19 protein-coding genes are annotated in these 20,734 nt (G+C 56.0%); 13 read left to right on the top strand and 6 right to left on the bottom strand.

The annotated features are described in order from the left end of the window. Positions 1-32: 32 nt before the first annotated feature. Positions 33-182, bottom strand: coding sequence for a hypothetical protein (locus tag SOP97_RS00095; protein ID WP_170050749.1), 150 nt, complete (start codon positions 180-182; stop codon positions 33-35). A gap of 37 nt (positions 183-219) precedes the next feature. Between SOP97_RS00095 and SOP97_RS00090 the strand changes: the two genes are divergently transcribed. The 7 genes from SOP97_RS00090 (at position 220) to SOP97_RS00060 (ending at position 7,154) form a co-directional block, all read left to right on the top strand. Further along, positions 220-2,502, top strand: coding sequence for a heavy metal translocating P-type ATPase (locus SOP97_RS00090; protein WP_170050755.1), 2,283 nt, complete (start codon positions 220-222; stop codon positions 2,500-2,502). A 16-nt stretch (positions 2,503-2,518) separates the two neighbouring features. Then, on the top strand, positions 2,519-2,863 hold the full coding sequence (locus SOP97_RS00085; RefSeq protein WP_170050748.1) for a DUF3703 domain-containing protein: 345 nt from the start codon (positions 2,519-2,521) through the stop codon (positions 2,861-2,863). A gap of 26 nt (positions 2,864-2,889) precedes the next feature. Further along, positions 2,890-3,366: a hypothetical protein gene (locus tag SOP97_RS00080; RefSeq protein WP_017675705.1), complete on the top strand. Its 477-nt coding sequence runs from the start codon at positions 2,890-2,892 to the stop codon at positions 3,364-3,366. Between the two features lie 192 nt (positions 3,367-3,558). After that, complete coding sequence (locus tag SOP97_RS00075) at positions 3,559-3,759, top strand: hypothetical protein (protein WP_139204310.1); 201 nt, start codon at positions 3,559-3,561, stop codon at positions 3,757-3,759. A gap of 212 nt (positions 3,760-3,971) precedes the next feature. Beyond that, on the top strand, positions 3,972-5,297 hold the full coding sequence (locus tag SOP97_RS00070) for an OprD family porin (protein WP_026088463.1): 1,326 nt from the start codon (positions 3,972-3,974) through the stop codon (positions 5,295-5,297). Between the two features lie 147 nt (positions 5,298-5,444). Beyond that, positions 5,445-5,723, top strand: a complete 279-nt coding sequence (locus SOP97_RS00065; protein WP_224490798.1) for a hypothetical protein — start codon at positions 5,445-5,447, stop codon at positions 5,721-5,723. Positions 5,724-6,185: 462 nt separating this feature from the next. Beyond that, entirely contained in the window at positions 6,186-7,154 is a 969-nt protein-coding gene (locus SOP97_RS00060; protein ID WP_059392065.1) for an arsenic resistance protein, read from the top strand. Positions 7,155-7,261: 107 nt separating this feature from the next. On the opposite strand, the gene SOP97_RS00055 is transcribed toward SOP97_RS00060, so the two are convergent. From SOP97_RS00055 to SOP97_RS00040, 4 genes are all read right to left on the bottom strand, one after another. Beyond that, a complete protein-coding gene (locus SOP97_RS00055; RefSeq protein ID WP_322947522.1) occupies positions 7,262-10,384 on the bottom strand; it encodes an efflux RND transporter permease subunit in 3,123 nt (1,040 codons plus the stop codon). 11 nt (positions 10,385-10,395) lie between these two features. After that, positions 10,396-10,737, bottom strand: a complete 342-nt coding sequence (locus tag SOP97_RS00050; RefSeq protein ID WP_322947520.1) for a P-II family nitrogen regulator — start codon at positions 10,735-10,737, stop codon at positions 10,396-10,398. 14 nt (positions 10,738-10,751) lie between these two features. Then, on the bottom strand, positions 10,752-12,341 hold the full coding sequence (locus SOP97_RS00045; protein ID WP_322947519.1) for an efflux RND transporter periplasmic adaptor subunit: 1,590 nt from the start codon (positions 12,339-12,341) through the stop codon (positions 10,752-10,754). Positions 12,342-12,494: 153 nt separating this feature from the next. After that, the gene (locus SOP97_RS00040; RefSeq protein ID WP_411912002.1) at positions 12,495-13,778 is read right to left on the bottom strand and encodes a TolC family protein; all 1,284 of its coding nucleotides are present in this window, start codon (positions 13,776-13,778) and stop codon (positions 12,495-12,497) included. A gap of 555 nt (positions 13,779-14,333) precedes the next feature. Here SOP97_RS00040 and SOP97_RS00035 point away from each other — a divergent pair. The 6 genes from SOP97_RS00035 to SOP97_RS00010 all read left to right on the top strand — a co-directional run bounded on the left by SOP97_RS00035 (position 14,334) and on the right by SOP97_RS00010 (position 20,162). Then, positions 14,334-15,008 carry a heavy metal response regulator transcription factor gene (locus SOP97_RS00035; protein WP_322947517.1) on the top strand — a complete coding sequence of 225 codons (675 nt, stop codon included), beginning with the start codon at positions 14,334-14,336 and terminating at the stop codon, positions 15,006-15,008. Then, positions 15,005-16,408: a heavy metal sensor histidine kinase gene (locus SOP97_RS00030; RefSeq protein ID WP_266206771.1), complete on the top strand. Its 1,404-nt coding sequence runs from the start codon at positions 15,005-15,007 to the stop codon at positions 16,406-16,408. Before SOP97_RS00035 ends, SOP97_RS00030 begins: the two co-directional genes overlap by 4 nt. 228 nt (positions 16,409-16,636) lie before the next feature. Beyond that, positions 16,637-16,954, top strand: coding sequence for an IS66-like element accessory protein TnpA (tnpA, locus tag SOP97_RS00025; RefSeq protein ID WP_071542627.1), 318 nt, complete (start codon positions 16,637-16,639; stop codon positions 16,952-16,954). Continuing rightward, on the top strand, positions 16,951-17,286 hold the full coding sequence (gene tnpB, locus SOP97_RS00020) for an IS66 family insertion sequence element accessory protein TnpB (RefSeq protein WP_058173910.1): 336 nt from the start codon (positions 16,951-16,953) through the stop codon (positions 17,284-17,286). The genes tnpA and tnpB overlap by 4 nt, the downstream gene beginning before the upstream one ends. A gap of 61 nt (positions 17,287-17,347) precedes the next feature. Beyond that, positions 17,348-18,862 carry an IS66 family transposase gene (tnpC, locus tag SOP97_RS00015; RefSeq protein WP_322947513.1) on the top strand — a complete coding sequence of 505 codons (1,515 nt, stop codon included), beginning with the start codon at positions 17,348-17,350 and terminating at the stop codon, positions 18,860-18,862. Positions 18,863-18,902: 40 nt separating this feature from the next. Further along, positions 18,903-20,162, top strand: coding sequence for an OprD family porin (locus tag SOP97_RS00010; RefSeq protein WP_045733426.1), 1,260 nt, complete (start codon positions 18,903-18,905; stop codon positions 20,160-20,162). A 299-nt stretch (positions 20,163-20,461) separates the two neighbouring features. Here the strand turns inward: SOP97_RS00010 and SOP97_RS00005 are convergent. Then, the coding region (locus tag SOP97_RS00005) for a transposase (RefSeq protein WP_322947510.1) at positions 20,462-20,734 on the bottom strand (273 nt) is incomplete at its 5' end.

Here is a 20,734-nt window from a genome sequence, read left to right as displayed (position 1 = left end):
AAACTCTTGACCCTGTAGTGGCTTCAGGGTGTTCACTCTACAGCACTGACCAATAAGGATACCCCCATGGCTGGTTGCTGCAGTGATGAACAAAAACCTGAAGCGGTTTCAAAGGATGTCTGCTGTGACCCCAGCGGCGCGTTTAAGTGCTCGGCCACGGCAACTACAACGGTAAATGCCATGGTTGGCTCCAGGCTCAGCAGTTTCCGTATTGAACAAATGGACTGCCCTACCGAACAGTCGCTGATTCAGGACAAGCTGAGCAAGCTGGCAGGCATAGATAAGCTCGACTTCAACCTGATCAATCGGATTCTTGGGGTATGGCACAGCTTGCCTTCGACCGCGCCTATCGAAGCGGCGATCTCGTCCCTGGGAATGCAGGCAGAACCGCTATCTGCTGAAGGGCAAGCCCGCATCAAAATCGAACAGATGGACTGCCCAACTGAAGAAAAGCTCATCCGCGACAAGCTGACCTCGCTACCCGGCATCAGTGCATTGGAGTTCAACCTGCTTCAACGTGTACTGACGCTCAGCCACACAGCAGAAGCGCTGCCAGCAGCACTGGCAGCGATTCGCGAGCTTGGTTTCACGCCAGTGGTTGAGGGTTCAGCAACAGCAAGCGAAGAAGCACAAGGCACCCCGCACAAGAAAGCCTGGTGGCCCTTGGCGCTCTCGGGCGTGGCCGCCGTATCGGCGGAAGTGATCCACTTTGCCGAGCTTGCGCCAGAGTGGGTTGTGGCTGGCGTGGCGCTGCTCGCCATTCTGCTGTGCGGCCTAACGACCTATAAAAAGGGCTGGATCGCGCTGAAGAACCGCAACCTGAACATCAATGCGCTGATGAGTATCGCGGTGACCGGTGCGGTGCTGATTGGGCAATGGCCAGAAGCGGCCATGGTCATGTTCCTCTTTTCTGTCGCCGAGTTGATCGAAGCGAAGTCGCTGGATCGGGCTCGCAATGCCATCCGTGGCCTGATGGATCTGACCCCTGAGCGCGCCACGGTGCAGCAGGTCGATGGCACATGGCTGGACGTTGACGTTAAGACCATCGCCGTAGGCTCATTGGTCAGGGTTCGACCTGGCGAACGAATCGGTCTCGACGGCGAGGTGACTTCCGGCAACTCCACCATCAACCAAGCGCCGATCACGGGGGAAAGCCTGCCCGTAGAGAAAACCGTCGGAGACCCGGTTTTTGCTGGCACCATCAATCAAGCAGGCTCGCTGGAATACCGCGTCGTGGCAGCCGCTGCCAACACTACGCTGGCACGTATCATTCACGCGGTCGAAGAGGCGCAGGGTTCACGTGCGCCGACCCAGCGCTTTGTCGATCAGTTCGCCAAGGTATACACCCCTGTCGTATTCCTATTCGCCCTGGCTATCGCCATTGTGCCGCCACTCTTCATGGCCGAGCCCTGGTACGACTGGATCTACCGTGCCTTGGTGCTGCTGGTGGTCGCTTGCCCTTGCGCCTTGGTCATCTCGACGCCCGTCACCATTGTCAGTGGCCTGGCAGCGGCGGCGCGTAAAGGCATTTTGGTCAAAGGCGGCGTCTATCTGGAAACCGGCGGCAAGCTTGGCTTCCTGGCACTCGACAAGACCGGCACTATTACTCACGGCAAGCCGGTGCAGACCGATTACATGCCGCTGGTTGATCAGGACTCAGAAGTCTACCGCACACATGCCGCCAGCCTCGCCAGTCGGTCTGACCATCCGGTATCGCAAGCGATAGCCAAGCATGCCACTGAGAATGGCCTGACGTTTGCTGCCGTTGAGGGATTCGAAGCCCTACTGGGTCGAGGTGTTCGAGGCACCATCGAAGGCATAGATTTCCACCTGGGTAACCACCGTCTGGTGGAAGAGCTTGGCCTCTGCTCACCCGAGCTGGAAGCGACGCTGGAGCGTCTCGAACGCCAAGGTAAAACAGTGGTGGTGCTGTGCAATCCGCAGCGTGCCATTGCCCTGTTCGCCGTTGCCGATACCGTCAAGGACTCCAGCCGCCAGGCAATTGAGGAACTTCACGCGCTTGGCGTGAAGACCACAATGCTGACCGGCGATAACCCGCACACCGCAGATGCGATTGCACAGCAGGTAGGCATCGACGAGGCACGCGGCAATCTCCTGCCAGTCGACAAATTGCAGGCCGTTGAAGCATTGCAAGCGCGCGGCTACGTTGTTGGGATGGTCGGCGATGGCATCAACGATGCGCCGGCGCTGGCGAAGTCTGAAATCGGTTTCGCCATGGCCGCCGCAGGCACAGACACTGCCATCGAAACTGCGGATGTGGCCTTGATGGATGACGACCTGCGCAAGATCCCGGCCTTCATCCGCCTGTCTCAACAGACCGCCGCCATCCTCAAGCAGAACATCGTGCTGGCGTTAGGGATCAAGGCCCTGTTTCTCGCCATTACCCTAACGGGGCAGGCGACGATGTGGATGGCCGTCTTTGCCGACATGGGCGTCAGCCTGCTGGTGGTGTTCAACGGCCTGCGCCTGCTTAAAAAGTAGGATCGGAGGATTGAAGATGAAAGCAGCATTGCAACTCGCAATTGAACAAGCCTTTCAGCAGGCCCGGCAGGCCATGCAGGAACAGCGCAGTACAGATGCCTTTCAATGGCTGGAGCGCGCGCACATCCTGACTCAGCGCCAACCTTTGCTGCATGCCAGGTCACACTGGCTGATGCTCACGCTCGGCTGGAAAATTGGCGATTATCGCGAGGTGGCCGGGCAAATACCGCGCATTTTCGCGGCCTTGTTGTTCTCCAAAATCTGGGTGCCCCTCGGCAATACAGGCCGCTCCAGAATCAGTGCGTTCAAGCCCATGCCGGTTCCCGAAGAACCACAGACCTTGCTTGCCGATGACAAGTAAACTCAATCCGGTCGGTGATTGCGCCCATGCAAATTGATATCTCTACCCAGCTGCCATGCTCACTGGCAGAGGTGATCGCCCAGGTGCGCACGCCACGTCTGCTGCATCAGGTTGCATCACCGTTGCTGAGTTTCAGCCCGCTGACTCCCGTTGAGTTTCCTGGCACCTGGAGCGAGGGCACTTACTGGGTCAAGCTGAAGTTATTCGGCGTACTTCCCATTGGCCGTCAGGCGATTGTGATTACATACCCGCAGACGGAAAATGCTCAGATTTTCATGCTAAGAGACAACGGCTACAGCCCGCTGATCAGCAAGTGGGATCACCTCATTACGGCACAAGAGGTCAACGGCGGAACGCTTTACCGAGATAGCGTGACCATCAAGGCGGGCGTCCTCACTCCGTTCGTCTGGCTATTTGCGCGCCTGTTCTACGCCCACCGTCAGCGCCGCTGGGCAACCTTGGCGGCAAATGGCTTTAACTACGGAAACTCTCAGCCGCTGTAGTAATCGCACCTTGCTAGGTTCTTGGTCGCATCAACCAACTCTTCGTCTGGTAAGCGCTGAGCCCATGGCTATTCACACCCATGCGGTCACAGTTTCATGCACCATTACTGCCATGAGCTGGAATATACGCAGTGCGCCTGCCAGCTCCAGCTCGTCAGCGAAATGCTGGCTTACACGGCGGGAGTGAGCAGCATGCCCGAATCACGCAAGGTGATTCGGGTGGACGCTTACGAGCATCCAAACAAGATCAACCGGCGTCACCCCCAGCCGGCTTGTCACATCAGCCCGGCGCTATCGATCTATCTGAGTGCACCGTCCTATGAGCTGGCAGTCATGAACATTCGGCCTGATCAAGGCTGGAGCTCTCTCGACCTACCCGTCGGATTCTATTGAAAATCTGAATTCAAATGTCGCTTTAAGACAACTTTCATTGCCGCCTTGTGAAGATTACAGAATTGTAATTTTCCAATCATCTTCAAGTTATCTTCAGCTTGCAAGGATAGGGCTCAGCTCCCCAAAGGCGCAGAGCGCTTGAGGGTGCAATACCTATAAGAACGCCATGGCGAAAACTAGACTAATAACTGCCAATTATAAAGGAGCAATAAATGCTTAATAAAACCAAACTATCCCTTGCAGTATTTTCGGCGATTGTCAGTGCAGCTCCGCTCATGGCGGCCGCAGAAGAGCAAGCCGAAGGTTTTGTAGAAGGTAGCAGTTTCAATATTCTCAACCGTAACTTCTACATGAATCGTGACTTTCGTAAAGGTCAGTCGAGCAACACTGACAATGGTTATACTGAAGCTTGGGCACACGGGATCATTGGCCAGTTCGAGTCGGGCTTTACCCAAGGCACCGTAGGCTTTGGTATTGATGCCTTCGCCATGCTCGGCCTTAAACTGGATACCGGGGATGGTCGATATGGCCCAGGTGGTACTGTTAATCTGCTGCCGGTAAATAGTGATGGTGAAGCCGAAGATAACTACTCCAAAGTGGGTGGTGCAGTAAAAGCCCGGCTATTCGACACCGTTGTCAAAGTGGGTGATGTGTTCCCCATGACGCCGGTGGTTCACTACGGTGACTCCCGCCTGCTACCGGAAAGCTTTCGCGGCGTTACGGTTGAGAACACAAGCTTTGATGGTTTGACCCTTCAGGGTGGCCGCCTGCATGCCATGAGCCAGCCGCAGGTCAGCACCATGCGTGATGAGTTCGCAACCTTCTATGCGGGCTCTGTCGCGTCTCCATGGGTTGCCTATTTCGGCGGTGACTATTCGCTAAATGACAACCTGAGCTTTAGTCTCTATAGCAGCCAACTCAAGGATGCTTGGAAGCAGCACTATGCCGGTACGTCCTTCACCTACCCGCTGACCGACAGTGTTTCCTTGTTCGGTGGCTTGAACTACTACAAAGCTGTTGATGACGGCCAGCAGCTGTTGGGTGAGTTCGATAACGACATTTACAGCGGCAAAGTGGGTGTGCAGTTCGGTGCACACAGCGTTGCCCTGTCGCACCAGCGCAACAACGGCGACGATGATTTCGACTACCTGCGCCAGTCTGATTCCATCTTCCTCGACAACTCTATTCAGTACAGCGACTTCAACTCGCCGAAAGAGAAGTCCTGGATGCTGCGCTACGACCTAGATATGGCCAGCTATGGCGTTCCTGGACTGACCTTCATGACGCGCTATGCGCTGGGTACAGATGCGGACTATTCCGACGCCAACAGTGTGTATATGCGTCGTGATGCCGATGGCAACCCGCTGACTGACCAGAAGCGCTGGGAACGCAACATCGAAGCCAAGTACGTCGTCCAAACGGGCTCACTGAAAGAGATGTCCTTCCGTGTTCGCCAGATGACTACCCGCGCAACGGATTACGAGTCGGATCTGGACGAGGTTCGTCTGATCGTCGAGTACCCACTGAGCGTGCTCTAAAAATGGATGGGCGGGCGGGCTCTAAAAGCACTGCCCGCTCATGCATAACAAGATAGGCAGTTATTAGATTTCAAGAATGTAATGTTGGGCTCACGCTGCTGTTAGCTTCACCTCCGTAAAATTCACTCGAACTTGCAGAACTTGTCCATGAACCTCGACAAGCTAATAATTGAATTTTACGAGGCCTGCCTTATGAAGATGTTGAAAGCCCTAGTTATTGGATCAGTACTTCTTGTCGGCTCCACACAGTCTTATGCAGAAGATGGCTATGATCGCTCAATGAAAGCTCAGGCAAAATTTCGAGCAGATCAAAAACGAATTCACGGAACTGAGCCTGCTGCCAAACCGGCGGACGAACTAAAGGTTAAGACCAGCAACCAAGATCGGACCAATACCGATCTTAAAAAAGAAACCAACGCTGACTAACCGCTCACTTCCGAACGATGTTCACCTCTAGAAGCTCCCGAGCTCCTTTGGAAAGAGGTGTACCCTAAGCGCCCTTCGGGGCGCTTTTTTTATTTAATCTTTAATAATAAGAAAGATTCACTGGGAGTTTAAACCTCCAAGCTAGACAACTAACTCTTCTCTTCCGCAAGTCATTCATATCTGCAACAAGCCATCGCTGTCAGCGTGTAGCAAGAAGGGCAAAATGATACCGGTGAAGGCCTTTAGATTGATCTGCCTGATATCTGCAAAGGCACTCGGCTATCACCCCGATGCTAGAACACGGTGTCATTTGAATACCGCGCCCTTGCACCGTCAGCAGATACCCACTCAATAGCCAGACGCCGTGCCCATCTCAATCTTTCATGATTCAAGCCATCCAAGAGGATCGCCACGCTTTTCGCTTCCTCATGTAAGCTGACGTTTTTCATCCTTGAGGATGCTATGAGTAGGGATGCACTTGAACAAAACCAGATACCGATCTATTTCGTCGCGGTCATTGCAGCGGCAATCGGTGGGTTAATAGCTACTGCAGCGGCGCAGAGCCTGAACGCATTAGTGACCCCGACTATCGCCGTGCTGATGTACGCGATGTTTCTGCAAATTCCCTTTCTTGATCTCCGCAAAAGTCTTAGCAACAAACGCTTCATGTCAGCCTTGCTTATCGCCAATTTCGTACTGATTCCACTGCTGGTATGGGCACTCACCAGAGGGCTCGCAGAACACCCGGCAATCCTAATAGGCGCTCTTCTAGTTTTGCTCACCCCGTGTATCGACTACGTGGTGGTCTTTACTCACATTGGCAAAGGCGACTCGCGTGCGATTCTTGCAGCAACCCCCATCCTCTTGCTGTTGCAGCTTGTGCTGTTGCCTGTGTACTTGGCTTTCATGCTAGGGGAGCAATCCCGAGTCGTTATCTCGATAGCGCCTTTCGCTGAAGCCTTTCTCGCACTGATTGTCGTGCCTTTATTGCTCGCGGTTGCTACAGCAGCCTTGGCTAAGCGCTCACGGTTCGTAGGTCGCTGGAACACCGTATGGGCATGGATGCCAGTCCCTGCGATGGCGGCAGTTCTCATTGCGGTGGTTGGGTCGCAAATCTCGCCGGTGGTTCGTGATATCGACCAGCTTTTACCGGTGATCCCGGTGTACATCGGTTTCATGCTTTTGGCCCCCGTAGTGGGCGCACTGGCTTCAAGAGCTTATAAACTGCCCGCCTCGACGGCGAGAGCGGTTACTTTCAGTACCTCCACACGTAACTCGTTGGTGGTTCTTCCGCTGGCCCTGGCATTGCCTGAAGAAATACGGGGGCTTGCAGCCGCAGCGGTCATCACCCAGACGCTGGTTGAGTTGGTGGGTGAGCTTGTCTACATCCGGGCAGTTCCGATTCTTATTTGGCGTAAAAAAAGCCGCTGAGGACGTCACAGGCACAGTCACCGCCCACATTGAGCGGTATTTACGGTAAGCAAAAAGCCCCGCTCAAGAGCGGGGCTTTTCAGTTGCACACGAATAGCGCTGTGAACTTAGCGCAGACGATGGGCCAAGCGGTAGAGCAATGGCAAAACCAGCAGCGTCAGCGCTGTTGAGGACAGAATTCCGCCAATCACTACCGTCGCCAGAGGGCGCTGAACTTCCGCGCCCGTACCGATGGCAGTGGCCATTGGAATAAAGCCCAGAGACGCCACCAAAGCAGTCATCAGCACTGGCCGTAGGCGCGTCAATGCGCCTTCGCGGATGGCCTCGTCCAGCCCCATGCCGTTCTCACGCAAACTGCGAATAAAGGAAATCATCACCAGGCCGTTGAGTACCGCGACACCCGACAACGCAATGAAACCCACCCCCGCAGAGATCGAGAGCGGAATATCACGCAGCCACAAGGCCATGATCCCGCCGGTCAGCGCGAAGGGCACGCCGGTGAATACCAGCAGGCCATCTTTGACATTGCCGAACATCATGAAGAGCAGCGTGAACACCAGCAGCAACGAGACCGGTACGACAATCTGCAGGCGCTTGGCTGCCGACTGAAGCTGCTCGAAGGTGCCGCCCCAGGTCGTCCAGTAGCCTGTAGGGACGCTAACCGCCAGGGCGATCTTGCTCTCGGCCTCGGCGACAAAAGAGCCAATATCGCGGCCGCGAACGTTGGCGGTGACCACCACGCGACGCTTGCCACTTTCACGGCTGATCTGGTTCGGCCCCGGTGCGGACACCACGCTCGCCACATCAGCCAGGCGCACAAACCCTGGGCCATCCAGCCCATCGCCATTGGCCAGACGAATAGGCAGCTGCTGGATCTTGTCGACATCATTGCGCCACTCGTCCGCCAGGCGAACTTGGATATCGAAACGCCGGTCACCTTCAAACAGTGCACCCGCCTCGCGCCCGCCGATGGCGGTGGAAATGGCGTCCTGAATCTCCGAGACATTCAAACCGAATCGTGCGGCTTTCTCACGGTCGATTTGTACGCTGAGCATCGGCAGACCGGTGGTCTGTTCGACCTTCACATCAGCTGCTCCTGGAATACCCTCCAGCACCTCAGCGATTTGCTCGGCGGTCTCGTTCATCACATCCATGTCATCGCCAAACACTTTCACTGCGACGTCACTGCGTACGCCGGAGATCAGCTCGTTGAAGCGCATCTGAATGGGCTGAGTGAACTCATAGTTGTTGCCGGAAACCTGTTCAACCGCCTCCTGCATCGCCGCAACCAAATCGGCTTTGCTGCGATCAGGATCGGGCCACTGGTCGCGCGGCTTTAGCATGACAAAGTTGTCCGCCACGTTCGGCGGCATTGGATCGGTTGCGACTTCAGCGGTTCCAAGCTTGGCGAACACCGTATCAACCTCGGCAAAGGATTTGATTCGTTGTTCGAGTTGCACCTGCATTTCAATTGCTTGCGAAAGGCTAGTGCCAGGAATACGCAGGGCATGCAAAGCGATATCGCCCTCATCCAGGCTCGGCACGAACTCACTGCCCATCCGCGAAGCAGCTAAACCAGAAAGCACCATGATGACTGTCGCAATGGTCAGCACTAACGGCTTGCTGACCATGACCCAATCTAGCAACGGCGCGTAGCCTTGCTTGACCCAGGCCATTAGCCGATTTTCTTTTTCACTGACGTTGCCATTGAGGAACAGTGCAACAGCTGCCGGGACGAATGTCACCGAGAGGATCATGGCTCCGAACAGGGCTGTCACCACGGTGAACGCCATTGGGTGGAACATCTTGCCTTCCACGCCGGTCAGCGCAAATATCGGCAGGTACACCACCATAATGATCAGTTGGCCGAACAGCAGTGGACGACGCGCCTCCTTCGACGCCGCGAACACCTCATGGAAGCGCTCATTACGGGTCAACGTTCGGCCTGCTGCGGCCTGGGCGTGAGCCAAACGACGCACGCAGTTCTCTACGATCACCACGGCACCATCGATGATGATGCCGAAATCGAGTGCGCCAAGGCTCATCAGGTTCGCGCTGACCTTGTTGCTGACCATGCCCGTAAAGGTGAACAGCATCGACAGCGGAATCACCATTGCGGTGATGAGGGCCGCCCGAATGTTACCCAGGAACAGGAACAGGATAGCGATAACCAGCAGAGCGCCTTCGATCAGATTCTTCTTCACCGTATTGATGGCCTTATCGACCAATACAGTGCGGTCATAGACCGTCTTCGCTATGACTCCTTTCGGCAGGTTGCGATTGATCTCCTTTATGCGCTGGTCGACAGCCTGCGATACATAGCGGCTGTTCTCACCAATCAACATAAAGGCAGTGCCGAGCACCACCTCCTGGCCGTTCTCAGTAGCGGCACCGGTGCGCAGCTCCTTACCCAGGCCAACCTCGGCCACATCACCGATGCGCACAGGAACACCATCGGTGTTCTTGATGATGATGTTGGCGATGTCAGCGATATTGCCGACTTGTCCCGGAGCGCGGATCAGGTACTGCTCGCCGCTGCGTTCGATGTAGCCCGCACCAACGTTGGCATTATTGCTCTCCAACGCAACCACAATGTCCTGCAGGCTGAGGCCATGTGCGACCAGGCGCTCCGGCTTGGGTGAAACCTGGAACTCCTTGGCATAACCGCCAATGGTGTTGATCTCGGTAACACCTTTGACGGTTCGCAGTTGCGGCTTGACGATCCAGTCCTGAATCTCACGCAGATCCATCGGTGTATAGGTGCTGCCATCCGGCTTCTTCGCACCGTCTTGCGCCTCGATGGTCCACATGTAGATCTCGCCCAGACCAGAAGCGATTGGCCCCATGCTCGGCGACAGATCACTGGGTAGATTTCCACGCGCTTCCTGTATCCGCTCATTCACCAACTGACGAGCGAAGTAGATGTCTGTGCCGTCTTCGAAAATGACGGTGACCTGCGACAACCCGTAACGTGAGATTGAACGCGTTTCCTGTAAGTTGGGCAGCCCAGCCATTACCGATTCAATCGGAAAGGTCACGCGTTGCTCGGTTTCCAGTGGCGAGTAGCCCTTTGCCTCGGTATTGATCTGCACCTGCACGTTGGTGATGTCGGGAACCGCATCAATCGGCAACTTCTGGTAGCTGTAAACACCCAACGCTGCCATGCCGAGCACAGCCAGCAAGACTAGCCAGCGCTGGTCGATGGCGAAGCGAATTAATCGTTCGTACATGTCAATTTCCCCTAAAGCGCAGCATCACCGCGCTCTCCAGTACGGATGCGCAATGCGTCGGTCAAAGGGGCCACGGCGACGATTCCATCACCGGGCCCACCTGTGTGGGCGGCCTTCTCGATGGCATGGACGATCTCATCGGCAACCTCATCGGAGCAGAACGCCACCAGCACGAGATGCTGATGGGCGTCTGGATTCCATTCGTCTGCGATATATCCATGATCCTTGCCGTGACCACGCGGATGACCATGGGCTGGCAGGATGGTAAATCCTGGTAGATGCGGCAGTGCGTGCAGCGCTTGCTCGACGGCTTCAAGCCGGATCGGACGAAAAATAGCTGTAACTTGTTTCATAGCTCGACTCCGAATTAGTGGTCATGGCTCGCGCCGGCTTTGCCAAGCTCAGCTTTGATCAGGAAGCTGTTCTTCAGCGCATATCGATCGCCCGCCTTCAGACCCGAGATAACCTCGACGAAGCGGCCGTCGGATTTGCCCAGCTCAAGAGGCCGAGCTTCTAGCTGGTTATCGAAGCGGCCGAACACTACCTGCCAATCGCGAACGGTCTGGATCGCTTCGACCGCTACTGCAACGGGAACGTCGTTCTCCTCGGCAATCACCTCGACCGTCACTGGCAAACCAGGCCGCCATATCCGATCTGGGTTGGCTAGCACGATGCGAGCAGTCGCCGAGCGGGTTTGCGCCCCAACCAGAGCGCTGACATAGGAAATGGAGCCCTTAGCCGTGGCGGCGAATGCGCTGGAGCTCACGACAACGTTTTGCCCTTCGGCGATTACGCCCAAGTCTTTCGCCGCGACGGTTGAGTCCACCCATACGGTCGACAAATCCGAGACGGTAAAGACTGCGGAGTCCTCTTTGAGTACTTCACCAACAGAGATGCTTTTGCTGGTTATCACGCCATCGATAGGGGCACGAATCTCGAATTCGGTGAGATTCTGGCCTTTGGCCGGGGCACCGCCCAGCGAAGCGATTTGTTGCTGGACGCGCTGCACTGCGATAGCAGCTTCCTGCATGGCAACTTGCGCCTGCAGGAAGTCCTGCTCGGCGGAAATCTTCTCTTCCCACAATTGCTTTTCACGTGCATAGGTCGTGCGGGCAAGCGCAGAGCGTTGCTGGGCGGCCAGCAGCTCGCCACGCAGTTCGGCCAGCGCCTGGCTGGAGATTTTGGCCAATACCTGACCCTTGCTGACCGTATCGCCAGCACTAACCGCCACCGAGTCGACGCGCCCGGCAAGTTGCGGGGTCACCTGAACCGTGCGGTCACCGTTGTAACGAACCTCGCCGAGCACTTGCAGCGTGGAGGCGATTTTCGCGGGACCAGCAGTGGCGAGCGTGACGCCACCCTGCTCAAGCTGCGCATCCGTCATGGTCACGCGGCCCTCAACCTGCTCGTAACCGAACGAATAGCTCTTACCACTGTGCTTGGCGCTGATGGAAACCTGGAATGAATGCGGCTCTACAACCGCGGCATCGCCACGTAGGTAGTCATTCTCTTTGTTGAAATTGATGATTTGCGCAGGTTGGCCAAGACGCAACAAGGTCACCTGTACCGTGCTTTCAGTAGGATTTAAAAGCTTGCCGTCCTGGTAGGTATAGAGCCTGAACTGAGGCTCTACGCCCTCCTCAAAAATCGTCACTTCAAGTGCATAATCACCCTCGGTGAAAAGCTTGCCGCCATGCTCGCCCTTGGTGGGTTCTACGGTTTCATGGTGCTCTTTATCTGCATGCTCGTCGGCCTCTTCATGCTCCTCGGCCGAAGCCTCCCCGTGGTGCTCGGGATCTGCGTGAGCCGATACATCCTCATGACTCTCATCATGGCCATGGCCTTCCTCCCCGGATTTACCAGGGCTACCACTTAGAATCAGACCCGCCACGGCTAAACCGACGACGACAACAGCCACAATCATCAGCCACTGCTTTCTGGGAGTTGTTGATGCCATTGGTAACTCCAAATTATCAAAAGTATTGAATATGACTCATGCCCAGGCGGCGACTAAACGCGCTCAATACACATGCAGCCGCCAGGAAAGCAGGCGAGGCTTCATGTCGCATGACGCGACCGTCTAAGGCGTTATGTAGGTGCGCAGAGATGCTTATTTTTTGAATTCGACGTTGAGTTGGGAGCCGTAAATCTTCTCCAAGCTCACCCAAGCCGAGATAGCTTCATCCAGAGTATTCAGGTACTGGGAGCGCATGCTTACGAGGGTGCGCTGAGCATCGAGTACATCGATAAAGGCAAACTTGCCCATCTCGAATCCACGTACCGCCCCCTCTACTGCTTGCTGCGCGGTCGGCAGCAATGTGCCGCTGATCGAGTCGACTTCACTTCTAGCGCTTTCCCACTGCTCAAATGCCTGCTGGGCTTCCGCGCGCAGGCGGAGTTCTGTGGCATTGCGCAAATCCCGCGCTTGGTCAGCTCCTTGAGCAGCGGCCAGCACATTGCCCTGGTTGCGGTTGAACAACGGAATAGGCATCGACAAGCCGAGCAAATTGACGCGCTCGCCAAGCCCTTCGTCGTATTGGCTGCCAACGCTGACGGTGAGGTCTGGAATGCGCTGCGACTTTTCGAGCTCCAAGGAAGACTCGGCACGCTGGATGTGCGTGCTGGCCAGCCGTAGGTCCGCTGTATCTGTTATGCGTGCAAGCATCTCAGCCTGCGACGGCAGGTACGGCAGGCGCTCAAGATCACCCTCGACATGCGCGAAGTTCGGTGTCTCGGCACCCGTTATGAGTGCCAGTTGCTTGTAGGCATTGCTTTGATTGAGGCGTGCGCGATTCAGCTCCAGTTGAATTTCCGAAAGCTGCACTTGAGCACGCGAAATTTCGATTGGCGAAGCCTTGCCGGCCTTTACGCGCCCTTCGACCACCTGAAGTCCGCGACGGGCAAGGTCTAACGACTGAGTGGAAAGCTGCAGTCCTTCCTGGGCACGCAGCGCTGAGTAAAAGGCCTGGATAACCTCAGCGCGCAAGATGTTTTTCTTACGCTCCAGATCAATCGCCACCGCGTCCTGATCACGCTCAGACACATCAATACGCGCGCTACGCTTGCCGCCCAGCTCAATTGGCTGAGATACCTGAATGCTGGTGACGCGCGACTCACTACGCGTGTCCTCAACGCTCCAGGACAGCTCAGGATTTGGGATGAGCCCAGCCTGAGTACGAGCGCCTTCGGCAATACCTGTATTCCATTGTGCTGCAGCGAACTCCTGGTTCTCGGTGAGCGCTTGCGCCAGCGCCTCCTCAATCGTTATTGGTTGCCCAACTGACTCAGTAGCAATTGTTGTCACTGGAGCAATCAACAGTGCAGCCAGTAGGCCTGAAAACACACAGCGCTTACCTATACCTACACCATGACCGGCGATTATTTTTACATACACTTAAAAGCCCTCCGCAGAACTAACTCTGCTGGAATAAATGAAGGTCTTACTATTTATTTTGCCCGAGAAATTTCGCAGATTATTAATTAGGAAAATAAGTAGAAAGCCAATTCCCGGCAGAATGTAGTGCTCTATGCCTATCAGCAAGGTGACTGGAAAATTACAAATACGTTATCCAGCACTTTTTCAGGTGTGGCTGTATTAATATTGGCAGCGTTCAAGAGAGCAGGCGATTTAGCGTCCAGCAACAAATAGAAACAAACACAGATAAATAAGGGTTGCCCCGTTCCTAGCGCCACGGGGCAGCCCTGCCAGTCCAAAGTTGGGTGTTTTGGATGAGTTCGAGACGTGCGACACGTTGTCGCTAACCCCATGAGCCTAGTCAAAACGAGCATTACGGCTTGACCCTAAAGCCGCTACAGGCTTTAGCCTTGGTGAAAGCTGAAACGCCTCAGGTCATGTCAGTGATCACCGATTAAAGAATTAAAACCACTCTGCAGCCACAACAAAAGAAAATCTAAAAAATACTGGCCGCACATTTTAAGGTGAATATTTATGCGAATCCTTATTGTCGAGGACGAGCCCAAGACTGCTGAGTACTTACACCAAGGCTTAAGCGAAAGTGGCTATGTAGTTGATAAGGCTGCCACGGGAGTTGACGGCCTCCATCTTGTTAGGCAACACGCTTACGATTTGGTAGTGCTTGATGTAAACCTTCCAGAAATTGATGGCTGGGGTGTGCTTGAGCATATACGCAGCAACAGCAGTACTCGCGTAATAATGCTGACCGCGCGCGGCCGCTTAGTGGATAAAATTAAAGGCCTGGATTTGGGCGCGGATGATTATTTAGTCAAACCGTTTGAGTTCCCTGAATTACTTGCGCGAATTCGTACGTTGCTACGGCGAAGCGAACAAATTCCGGTACCGGAAGTGCTGCGGGTAGCCGACCTTGAACTTGATCCGGCTAGGCACCGCGCGTTCCGTTGCGAGCAGCGTATCGATCTGACCACCAAAGAGTTTGCGTTGCTGCACCTACTGATGCGCCGCTCTGGGGAAGTGCTATCGCGCACCCAGATCATTTCGCTGGTCTGGGATATGAATTTTGACTGCGATACCAACGTCGTCGAAGTCTCCATCCGCAGGCTGCGCGCCAAAATTGATGACCCGTTCGATAACAAACTGATCCACACCCTTAGGGGTGTTGGGTACGTGCTTGAGGAGCGAGCATGAGGCCGGCCAGTCTATCCATGCGCCTTGGCCTGTCGGTCAGCGTGATGGGGGCGGCACTGGTTGTTCTGCTAGCGGCACTCGCCTACTTCGCACTGACTCATGAGTTGGACTCTTTGGCCAAGAAGAGTCTTGACGGCAAACTGGAGCAGATTCAGCACAGTCTCGCTGAAGACATGAGCGCCCATGCAATTGCCCAGCAGCCTCACGCACTGTTGGATCTGGTCATGGGACATGACAACCTGCACCTGACGATCTACGGGAAAAAGTCAGGCACAAAATTACTCCTGAATCTGGGTGAGAAATCCAGGGAGCCCATTCTTGCCAACATACCGGCAGGCGATACCCCTAGTTACCAAAGCTGGTCGGATACTGAGGGAAACAACTTCCTGACCGCATCCAAAGTGATGCTGCTCAACGATGGCGACCACGTCAGAGTCCTGCTCTCAATTGATCGATCTGCCGACGAAGCGCTGCTCAGCGCCTACCTCAAATCAACACTGATCGCACTCCCTCTTCTGCTCGCGCTGATTGGCATGGGCGCATGGTGGATCGTGCAGCGAGGCCTCTCTCCTCTCCGGCAATTTCGTCAAGTTGCCTCGCTGATCTCCACGCAGGACCTGACCCATCGGATTTCCGTCGACAAACTTCCACAAGAGCTCAGCGCGCTGGCCCACGGCATCAACTTCATGCTGCATCGACTTGATGGCGGCGTTCAGCAGCTATCGCAATTCTCTGATGACCTAGCCCATGAGTTGCGTTCGCCCATCACCAACCTGATGGGCAAAGCCCAGGTAACCCTCTCCAGAGAGCGTCCGCCAGAGGAATACAAAGCCGCACTGGAGTGCTGTACAGAAGAGCTTGAGCGCATCACCCGGATTGTTTCCGACATGCTGTTTCTCGCTCAAGTCAGCCACCCGGCGTCCCTGGTTCCCTTCGAGAAGATTGCCCTAGAAGATGAGGCAAGACGCGTTGTGGATCTGTTCAGCATCTCCGCGGAAGAGAAGCAGATCAGCCTGAGCATTGTCGGAGCAGGCCTAACCTTCGGTGATCGGCTGATGGTGCAGCGCGCGATTTCAAACCTGTTGTCCAATGCGATTCGACATAGCCCCATCGGCGCAAACATTTCGTTGCTGATCGAAAAGCACAGCGAAACCGTATCGTTCTCGGTGGAAAACCCCGGGATTGGCATTCCCGCACAACACATCCCTCATTTGTTCGAACGCTTCTACCGTGTCGATACCAGCCGCTCTCGTGCCGAAGGTGGAACAGGGCTTGGCCTGGCAATTGTTCGCTCGATCATGAGCCTGCATCAGGGCACGGTCGAGGTCAGCAGCCTGCCAGGCAGCTTCACCGTGTTCCGTTTGATCTTCCCCAAAGTCCGCAATGGTTCCTCGACCTAGACCCTGCAGGCGTACAGGCATAACGACCAGCCGAAGATTGGCTGCAGAGGAACCCGCCCCTATTCGGAGAGCACGGCATACAGCGACGGCTCCCCGATATGCCAACCCCCTGAGCATGGAGAAACAACGTAAGCGTCCAGCCAAGTCACCTTCCGAACTCCAGCATTAAGGGCGATGGTGTCCGCGTATTTTTAAGCGGACGCGATAGCCCTTATCGCCGGGATTCCCATGCGCCAACGAAGCTCTTACCCCAAACCATTCAAGGCCCAGGTTGTTCAGGAGTGCCTGCAACCCGGCGCGACCGTCTCCAGCGTTGCCATCCGCCACGGCATCAACGCCAACGTCATTCGCAAGTGGCTACCGCTTTATCGAGATCAACTGCCAGCTGCGTTGCCGGCATTCGTTCCAGTGAGGGCTGCGCCTAAACGGTCGACTGAAGCATCGGTGATGATCGAGCTACCGCTTGGCGAGCAAGCGATCACCGTCAAATGGCCAGCCTCCGACCCTGAAGGCTGCGCCCGCTTTGTCCGTGGGCTCACCCAGTGATCCGCATCGATACCATCTGGCTCGCCACCGAACCCATGGACATGCGCGCGGGTACTGAAACCGCGTTGGCCCGCGTGGTGGCGGTGTTCGGTGCCGCGAAGCCCCACTGCGCCTATCTCTTCGCCAATCGTCGCGCCAACCGCATGAAAGTCCTGGTGCATGACGGCGTGGGTATCTGGCTGGCCGCACGACGATTGAACCAGGGCAAGTTTCACTGGCCAGGCATCCGCCACGGTTCGGAAGTCGAACTCGACGGCGAGCAACTTCAGGCGTTGGTTCTGGGTTTGCCCTGGCAGCGCGTTGGTGCAGCCGGCGCAATCACAGTGCTGTAGCACCAGCCATTAGCCCATCGGTGTATCTGCGCTGAGCGCCTGCTCTGGCACAATCAGCGGCATGACTTCCTCGCCCAATCTCGACCAACTGACAGCTGAGCAACTGCGCGCCCTGGCCGCGCAGTTGCTCACGCAGGTCGATTCGATGGGCAAAAAGATCCACCGTGATCAAACCATCATCGAGCAGCTCACCCACGAAATCGCCTGGTACAAGCGGCACAAGTTCGCCAAGCGCAGCGAGCAGCTGAGCCCTGACCAGGGCAGCCTGCTGGATGACCTGCTCGACACCGACATCGCCGCCATCGAGGCGGAGTTGAAAGCCGTCAATCCTCCGGTTGCTCCAGCCGAACCGCGCCAACAACCCAAGCGCACAGCGCTGCCCGCGCAATTTCCGCGAACCGTGATTCGTCACGAGCCGGAGAACACCCAGTGCGCCTGCGGCTGCCAGCTGCAACGCATCGGTGAAGACGTCAGCGAAAAGCTGAATTACACGCCGGGCGTGTTCACCGTTGAGCAGCACGTGCGTGGCAAATGGGCCTGTCGCCAGATCCAGGCCCCCGTGCCGGCCCAGGTGATCGACAAGGGCATCCCCACCGCCGGCCTCCTGGCTCACGTGATGGTGGCCAAATTCGCCGACCACCTGCCGCTGTACCGGCAGGAGAAAATCTTTGCCCGTGCCGGCCTGGCCATCGCTCGCTCGACACTGGCCCAGTGGGTCGGACAAACCGGCGTGCAGCTCCAGCCGCTGGTCGATGCCCTGCGCGAAGCCGTGTTGGCCCAACGCGTGATCCACGCTGACGAAACCCCGGTGCAAATGCTCACCCCAGGCGAGAAGAAAACCCATCGGGCATACGTCTGGGCCTACAGCACCACGCCCTTCACCGATCTGAAGGCCGTGGTGTACGACTTCAGCCCCAGCCGTGCTGGTGAGCATGCGCGCAATTTTCTGGGTCAGTGGAACGGCAAGCTGGTCTGCGACGACTTCGCCGGTTACAAGGCCAGCTTCGAGCAGGGCATCACCGAAATTGGCTGCATGGCCCACGCCCGCCGCAAGTTCTTCGATCTTCACGCGGCGAACAAAAGCCAGTTGGCTGAACAGGCACTGCACGCGATGGGCGGTTTATACGAAATCGAGCGGCAGGCACGGGACATGAGCGATGAAGAGCGCTGGCGAATACGGCAGGAAAAGGCCTCACCGATCCTCGATACGCTGCATGACTGGATGCTGGCCCAGCGTGATCTTGTGCCCAACGGATCAGCCACGGCAAAAGCCTTGGATTACAGCCTCAAACGCTGGGTAGCGCTGACGCGCTACCTGGAGGATGGAGCTGTGCCCATCGACAACAACCAGGTCGAGAACCAGATCCGGCCATGGGCACTGGGGCGCTCGAACTGGTTGTTTGCCGGGTCGCTACGCAGCGGCAAACGCGCGGCGGCGATCATGAGCCTGATCCAGTCGGCGCGGATGAATGGACATGATCCGTATGCCTATCTCAAGGACGTGCTGACACGACTGCCGACGCAGCGGGCGAGTGAGATCGGCCAACTACTGCCGCATCAGTGGGTACCTGCCTGAATCACGCAAGGTGAGTTCGGCGGACGCTTACGAAACAACAATGAAGAAGACCCTCTTGGCAGTCGCGGTGAGTACTGGGGTACTCAGTCTTAGCCAGCCAGCCTCCGCTGAATTTTTTGCAGACAGCAAAGCCGGTCTGGAAGCGCGTAACTTCTATTTCAATCGCGACTTCCGCCAAGACTCAGCCAGCCAATCAAAGCAGGAGGAATGGGCCCAGGGCTTCCTGCTGCGCTACGAATCCGGGTTCACCGAAGGGACAGTCGGCGTGGGCATCGACGCCATCGGCATGCTTGGCCTCAAGCTGGACTCCAGCGCCGATCGCTCAGGCTCGGGCCTGCTCAAGCGCGATAAAGAAGCACCTCGTGCCGCGCAGGATGAATATGGCGAGATGGGTTTAACCGCGAAGCTACGTGCTTCGAACAGCGTGCTGAAATTAGGCACGCTGCAACCCAAGCTGCCAACCGTCCAAGCGAACGACTCGCGCCTACAGCCACAGACCTTTCAGGGCGGACATCTCAACTCGCTGGAGATTGACGGGCTTACCTTTGATGCAGGCCAGCTCAAGCAAGTAAGCCAGCGCGACTCCTCCGATAGCGAAGACCTCAGCATTACCAGCGGCTCTGCCCGCGCTATCAGTGGCGGTGGAACCCAGACGAGCGATGAGTTCAGCTTTGCCGGGGCGACCTACAAATGGAACAGCAACCTGACCACTGGCTACAACTACGGCAACCTGGACGACTTCTACAAACAGCATATTTTCACTGTCCTGCATACCTTGCCGCTAGGTGACAAGCAGTCGCTAAAAACTGATCTTCGCTACGCCCGCTCCACCGATGAAGGCAACAGCAACGTCGACAACAAGGCATTCGGAGCAATGTTTACCTACGCCTTTGGTGGCCACGCCCTCGGTGTTGGCTACCAGAGCATGAGCGGAGACACCGGCTACGCCTACATCAACGGCACCGATCCGTTCCTGGTCAACTATGTGCAGATCGGCGACTTCGCCAACAAAGACGAAACCTCATGGCAGGCCCGCTATGACTTCAACTTTGCCAGCGTTGGCATCCCTGGCTTGACGTTCATGACCCGTTACCTGACTGGTGACAATATTGATCTAGGCGCAGGCAGCGCCGATGGTAAGGAATGGGAGCGCAATACTGACATCGCATATGTCTTCCAGGACGGTGCGCTGAAAAACCTGGGTGTGAAATGGCGCAACGCCACACTACGTTCAACCAATTTCGGCAACGATGTTGACGAGAACCGCCTGATCGTCAGCTACACACTTCCGCTGTTGTAATCATCAAACCTCAGCGCGGAACTAGTAGTCGAGTGCCGCGCTGAGAACCGCCCGCGCTGATAAAGTGATACTGCCGGAAGTTCAATTCCAAACATAAAGCTCCTCCCTCCATCAGATTACAAATAAGTAATCCTGCTGCGATCCTGGCGTTAGGGATGGTCTGAAGTAGTCATGTATTTCTGGCTAACTTCAGCCTCCGCCGATTTTGAAAGCGGCAAATCGATCAAAAGCGATCAGATCACCCGCTTATTTCTGTGTTTTTAGCCGCCGCAAGCACCTCGCGGCAGCCATTCCCCGCATTACAGGCGCACCTCTCCCGCATTCGTCAGTAAATGTCTGCGCGCCATCCACAGATTCGACAGCGCGAACAGTGTCACCAGTTGCGCCGTGTTCTTCGCCAGGCCACGGAACCGCGTCTTCACATAACCGAACTGGCGCTTGATCACTCTGAATGGGTGTTCGACCTTGGCCCGAACCTGCGCCTTGGCCTTCTCGATTTTGCGCTTGGCTTTGTATAGAGCGCTGCGCTTGCCCAGTGTCTTGTAGGTGCTGCGGCGTGCCGCCACCTGCCA

It is taken from the genome of Pseudomonas spirodelae (assembly GCF_034653255.1).
Classification (GTDB): Bacteria; Pseudomonadota; Gammaproteobacteria; order Pseudomonadales; family Pseudomonadaceae; genus Aquipseudomonas; species Aquipseudomonas spirodelae.
Note: the sequence above shows the minus strand (reverse complement) of the source record. Positions and strands in the feature narration are given on the sequence as shown.

Bases quoted from the DNA above. Each gene is read 5' to 3' on its own strand.
- SOP97_RS00050 (WP_322947520.1), bottom strand. From the start codon at position 10,737: ATGAAACAAGTTACAGCTATTTTTCGTCCGATCCGGCTTGAAGCCGTC.
- SOP97_RS00070 (WP_026088463.1), top strand. From the start codon at position 3,972: ATGCTTAATAAAACCAAACTATCCCTTGCAGTATTTTCGGCGATTGTC.
- tnpA (WP_071542627.1), top strand. From the start codon at position 16,637: ATGCGCCAACGAAGCTCTTACCCCAAACCATTCAAGGCCCAGGTTGTT.
- SOP97_RS00085 (WP_170050748.1), top strand. From the start codon at position 2,519: ATGAAAGCAGCATTGCAACTCGCAATTGAACAAGCCTTTCAGCAGGCC.
- SOP97_RS00045 (WP_322947519.1), bottom strand. From the start codon at position 12,341: ATGGCATCAACAACTCCCAGAAAGCAGTGGCTGATGATTGTGGCTGTT.
- SOP97_RS00055 (WP_322947522.1), bottom strand. From the start codon at position 10,384: ATGTACGAACGATTAATTCGCTTCGCCATCGACCAGCGCTGGCTAGTC.
- SOP97_RS00035 (WP_322947517.1), top strand. From the start codon at position 14,334: ATGCGAATCCTTATTGTCGAGGACGAGCCCAAGACTGCTGAGTACTTA.
- tnpC (WP_322947513.1), top strand. From the start codon at position 17,348: ATGACTTCCTCGCCCAATCTCGACCAACTGACAGCTGAGCAACTGCGC.
- SOP97_RS00030 (WP_266206771.1), top strand. From the start codon at position 15,005: ATGAGGCCGGCCAGTCTATCCATGCGCCTTGGCCTGTCGGTCAGCGTG.
- SOP97_RS00080 (WP_017675705.1), top strand. From the start codon at position 2,890: ATGCAAATTGATATCTCTACCCAGCTGCCATGCTCACTGGCAGAGGTG.
- SOP97_RS00010 (WP_045733426.1), top strand. From the start codon at position 18,903: ATGAAGAAGACCCTCTTGGCAGTCGCGGTGAGTACTGGGGTACTCAGT.
- SOP97_RS00095 (WP_170050749.1), bottom strand. From the start codon at position 182: ATGGCATTTACCGTTGTAGTTGCCGTGGCCGAGCACTTAAACGCGCCG.
- SOP97_RS00060 (WP_059392065.1), top strand. From the start codon at position 6,186: ATGAGTAGGGATGCACTTGAACAAAACCAGATACCGATCTATTTCGTC.
- SOP97_RS00075 (WP_139204310.1), top strand. From the start codon at position 3,559: ATGCCCGAATCACGCAAGGTGATTCGGGTGGACGCTTACGAGCATCCA.
- SOP97_RS00065 (WP_224490798.1), top strand. From the start codon at position 5,445: ATGAACCTCGACAAGCTAATAATTGAATTTTACGAGGCCTGCCTTATG.
- SOP97_RS00090 (WP_170050755.1), top strand. From the start codon at position 220: ATGGACTGCCCTACCGAACAGTCGCTGATTCAGGACAAGCTGAGCAAG.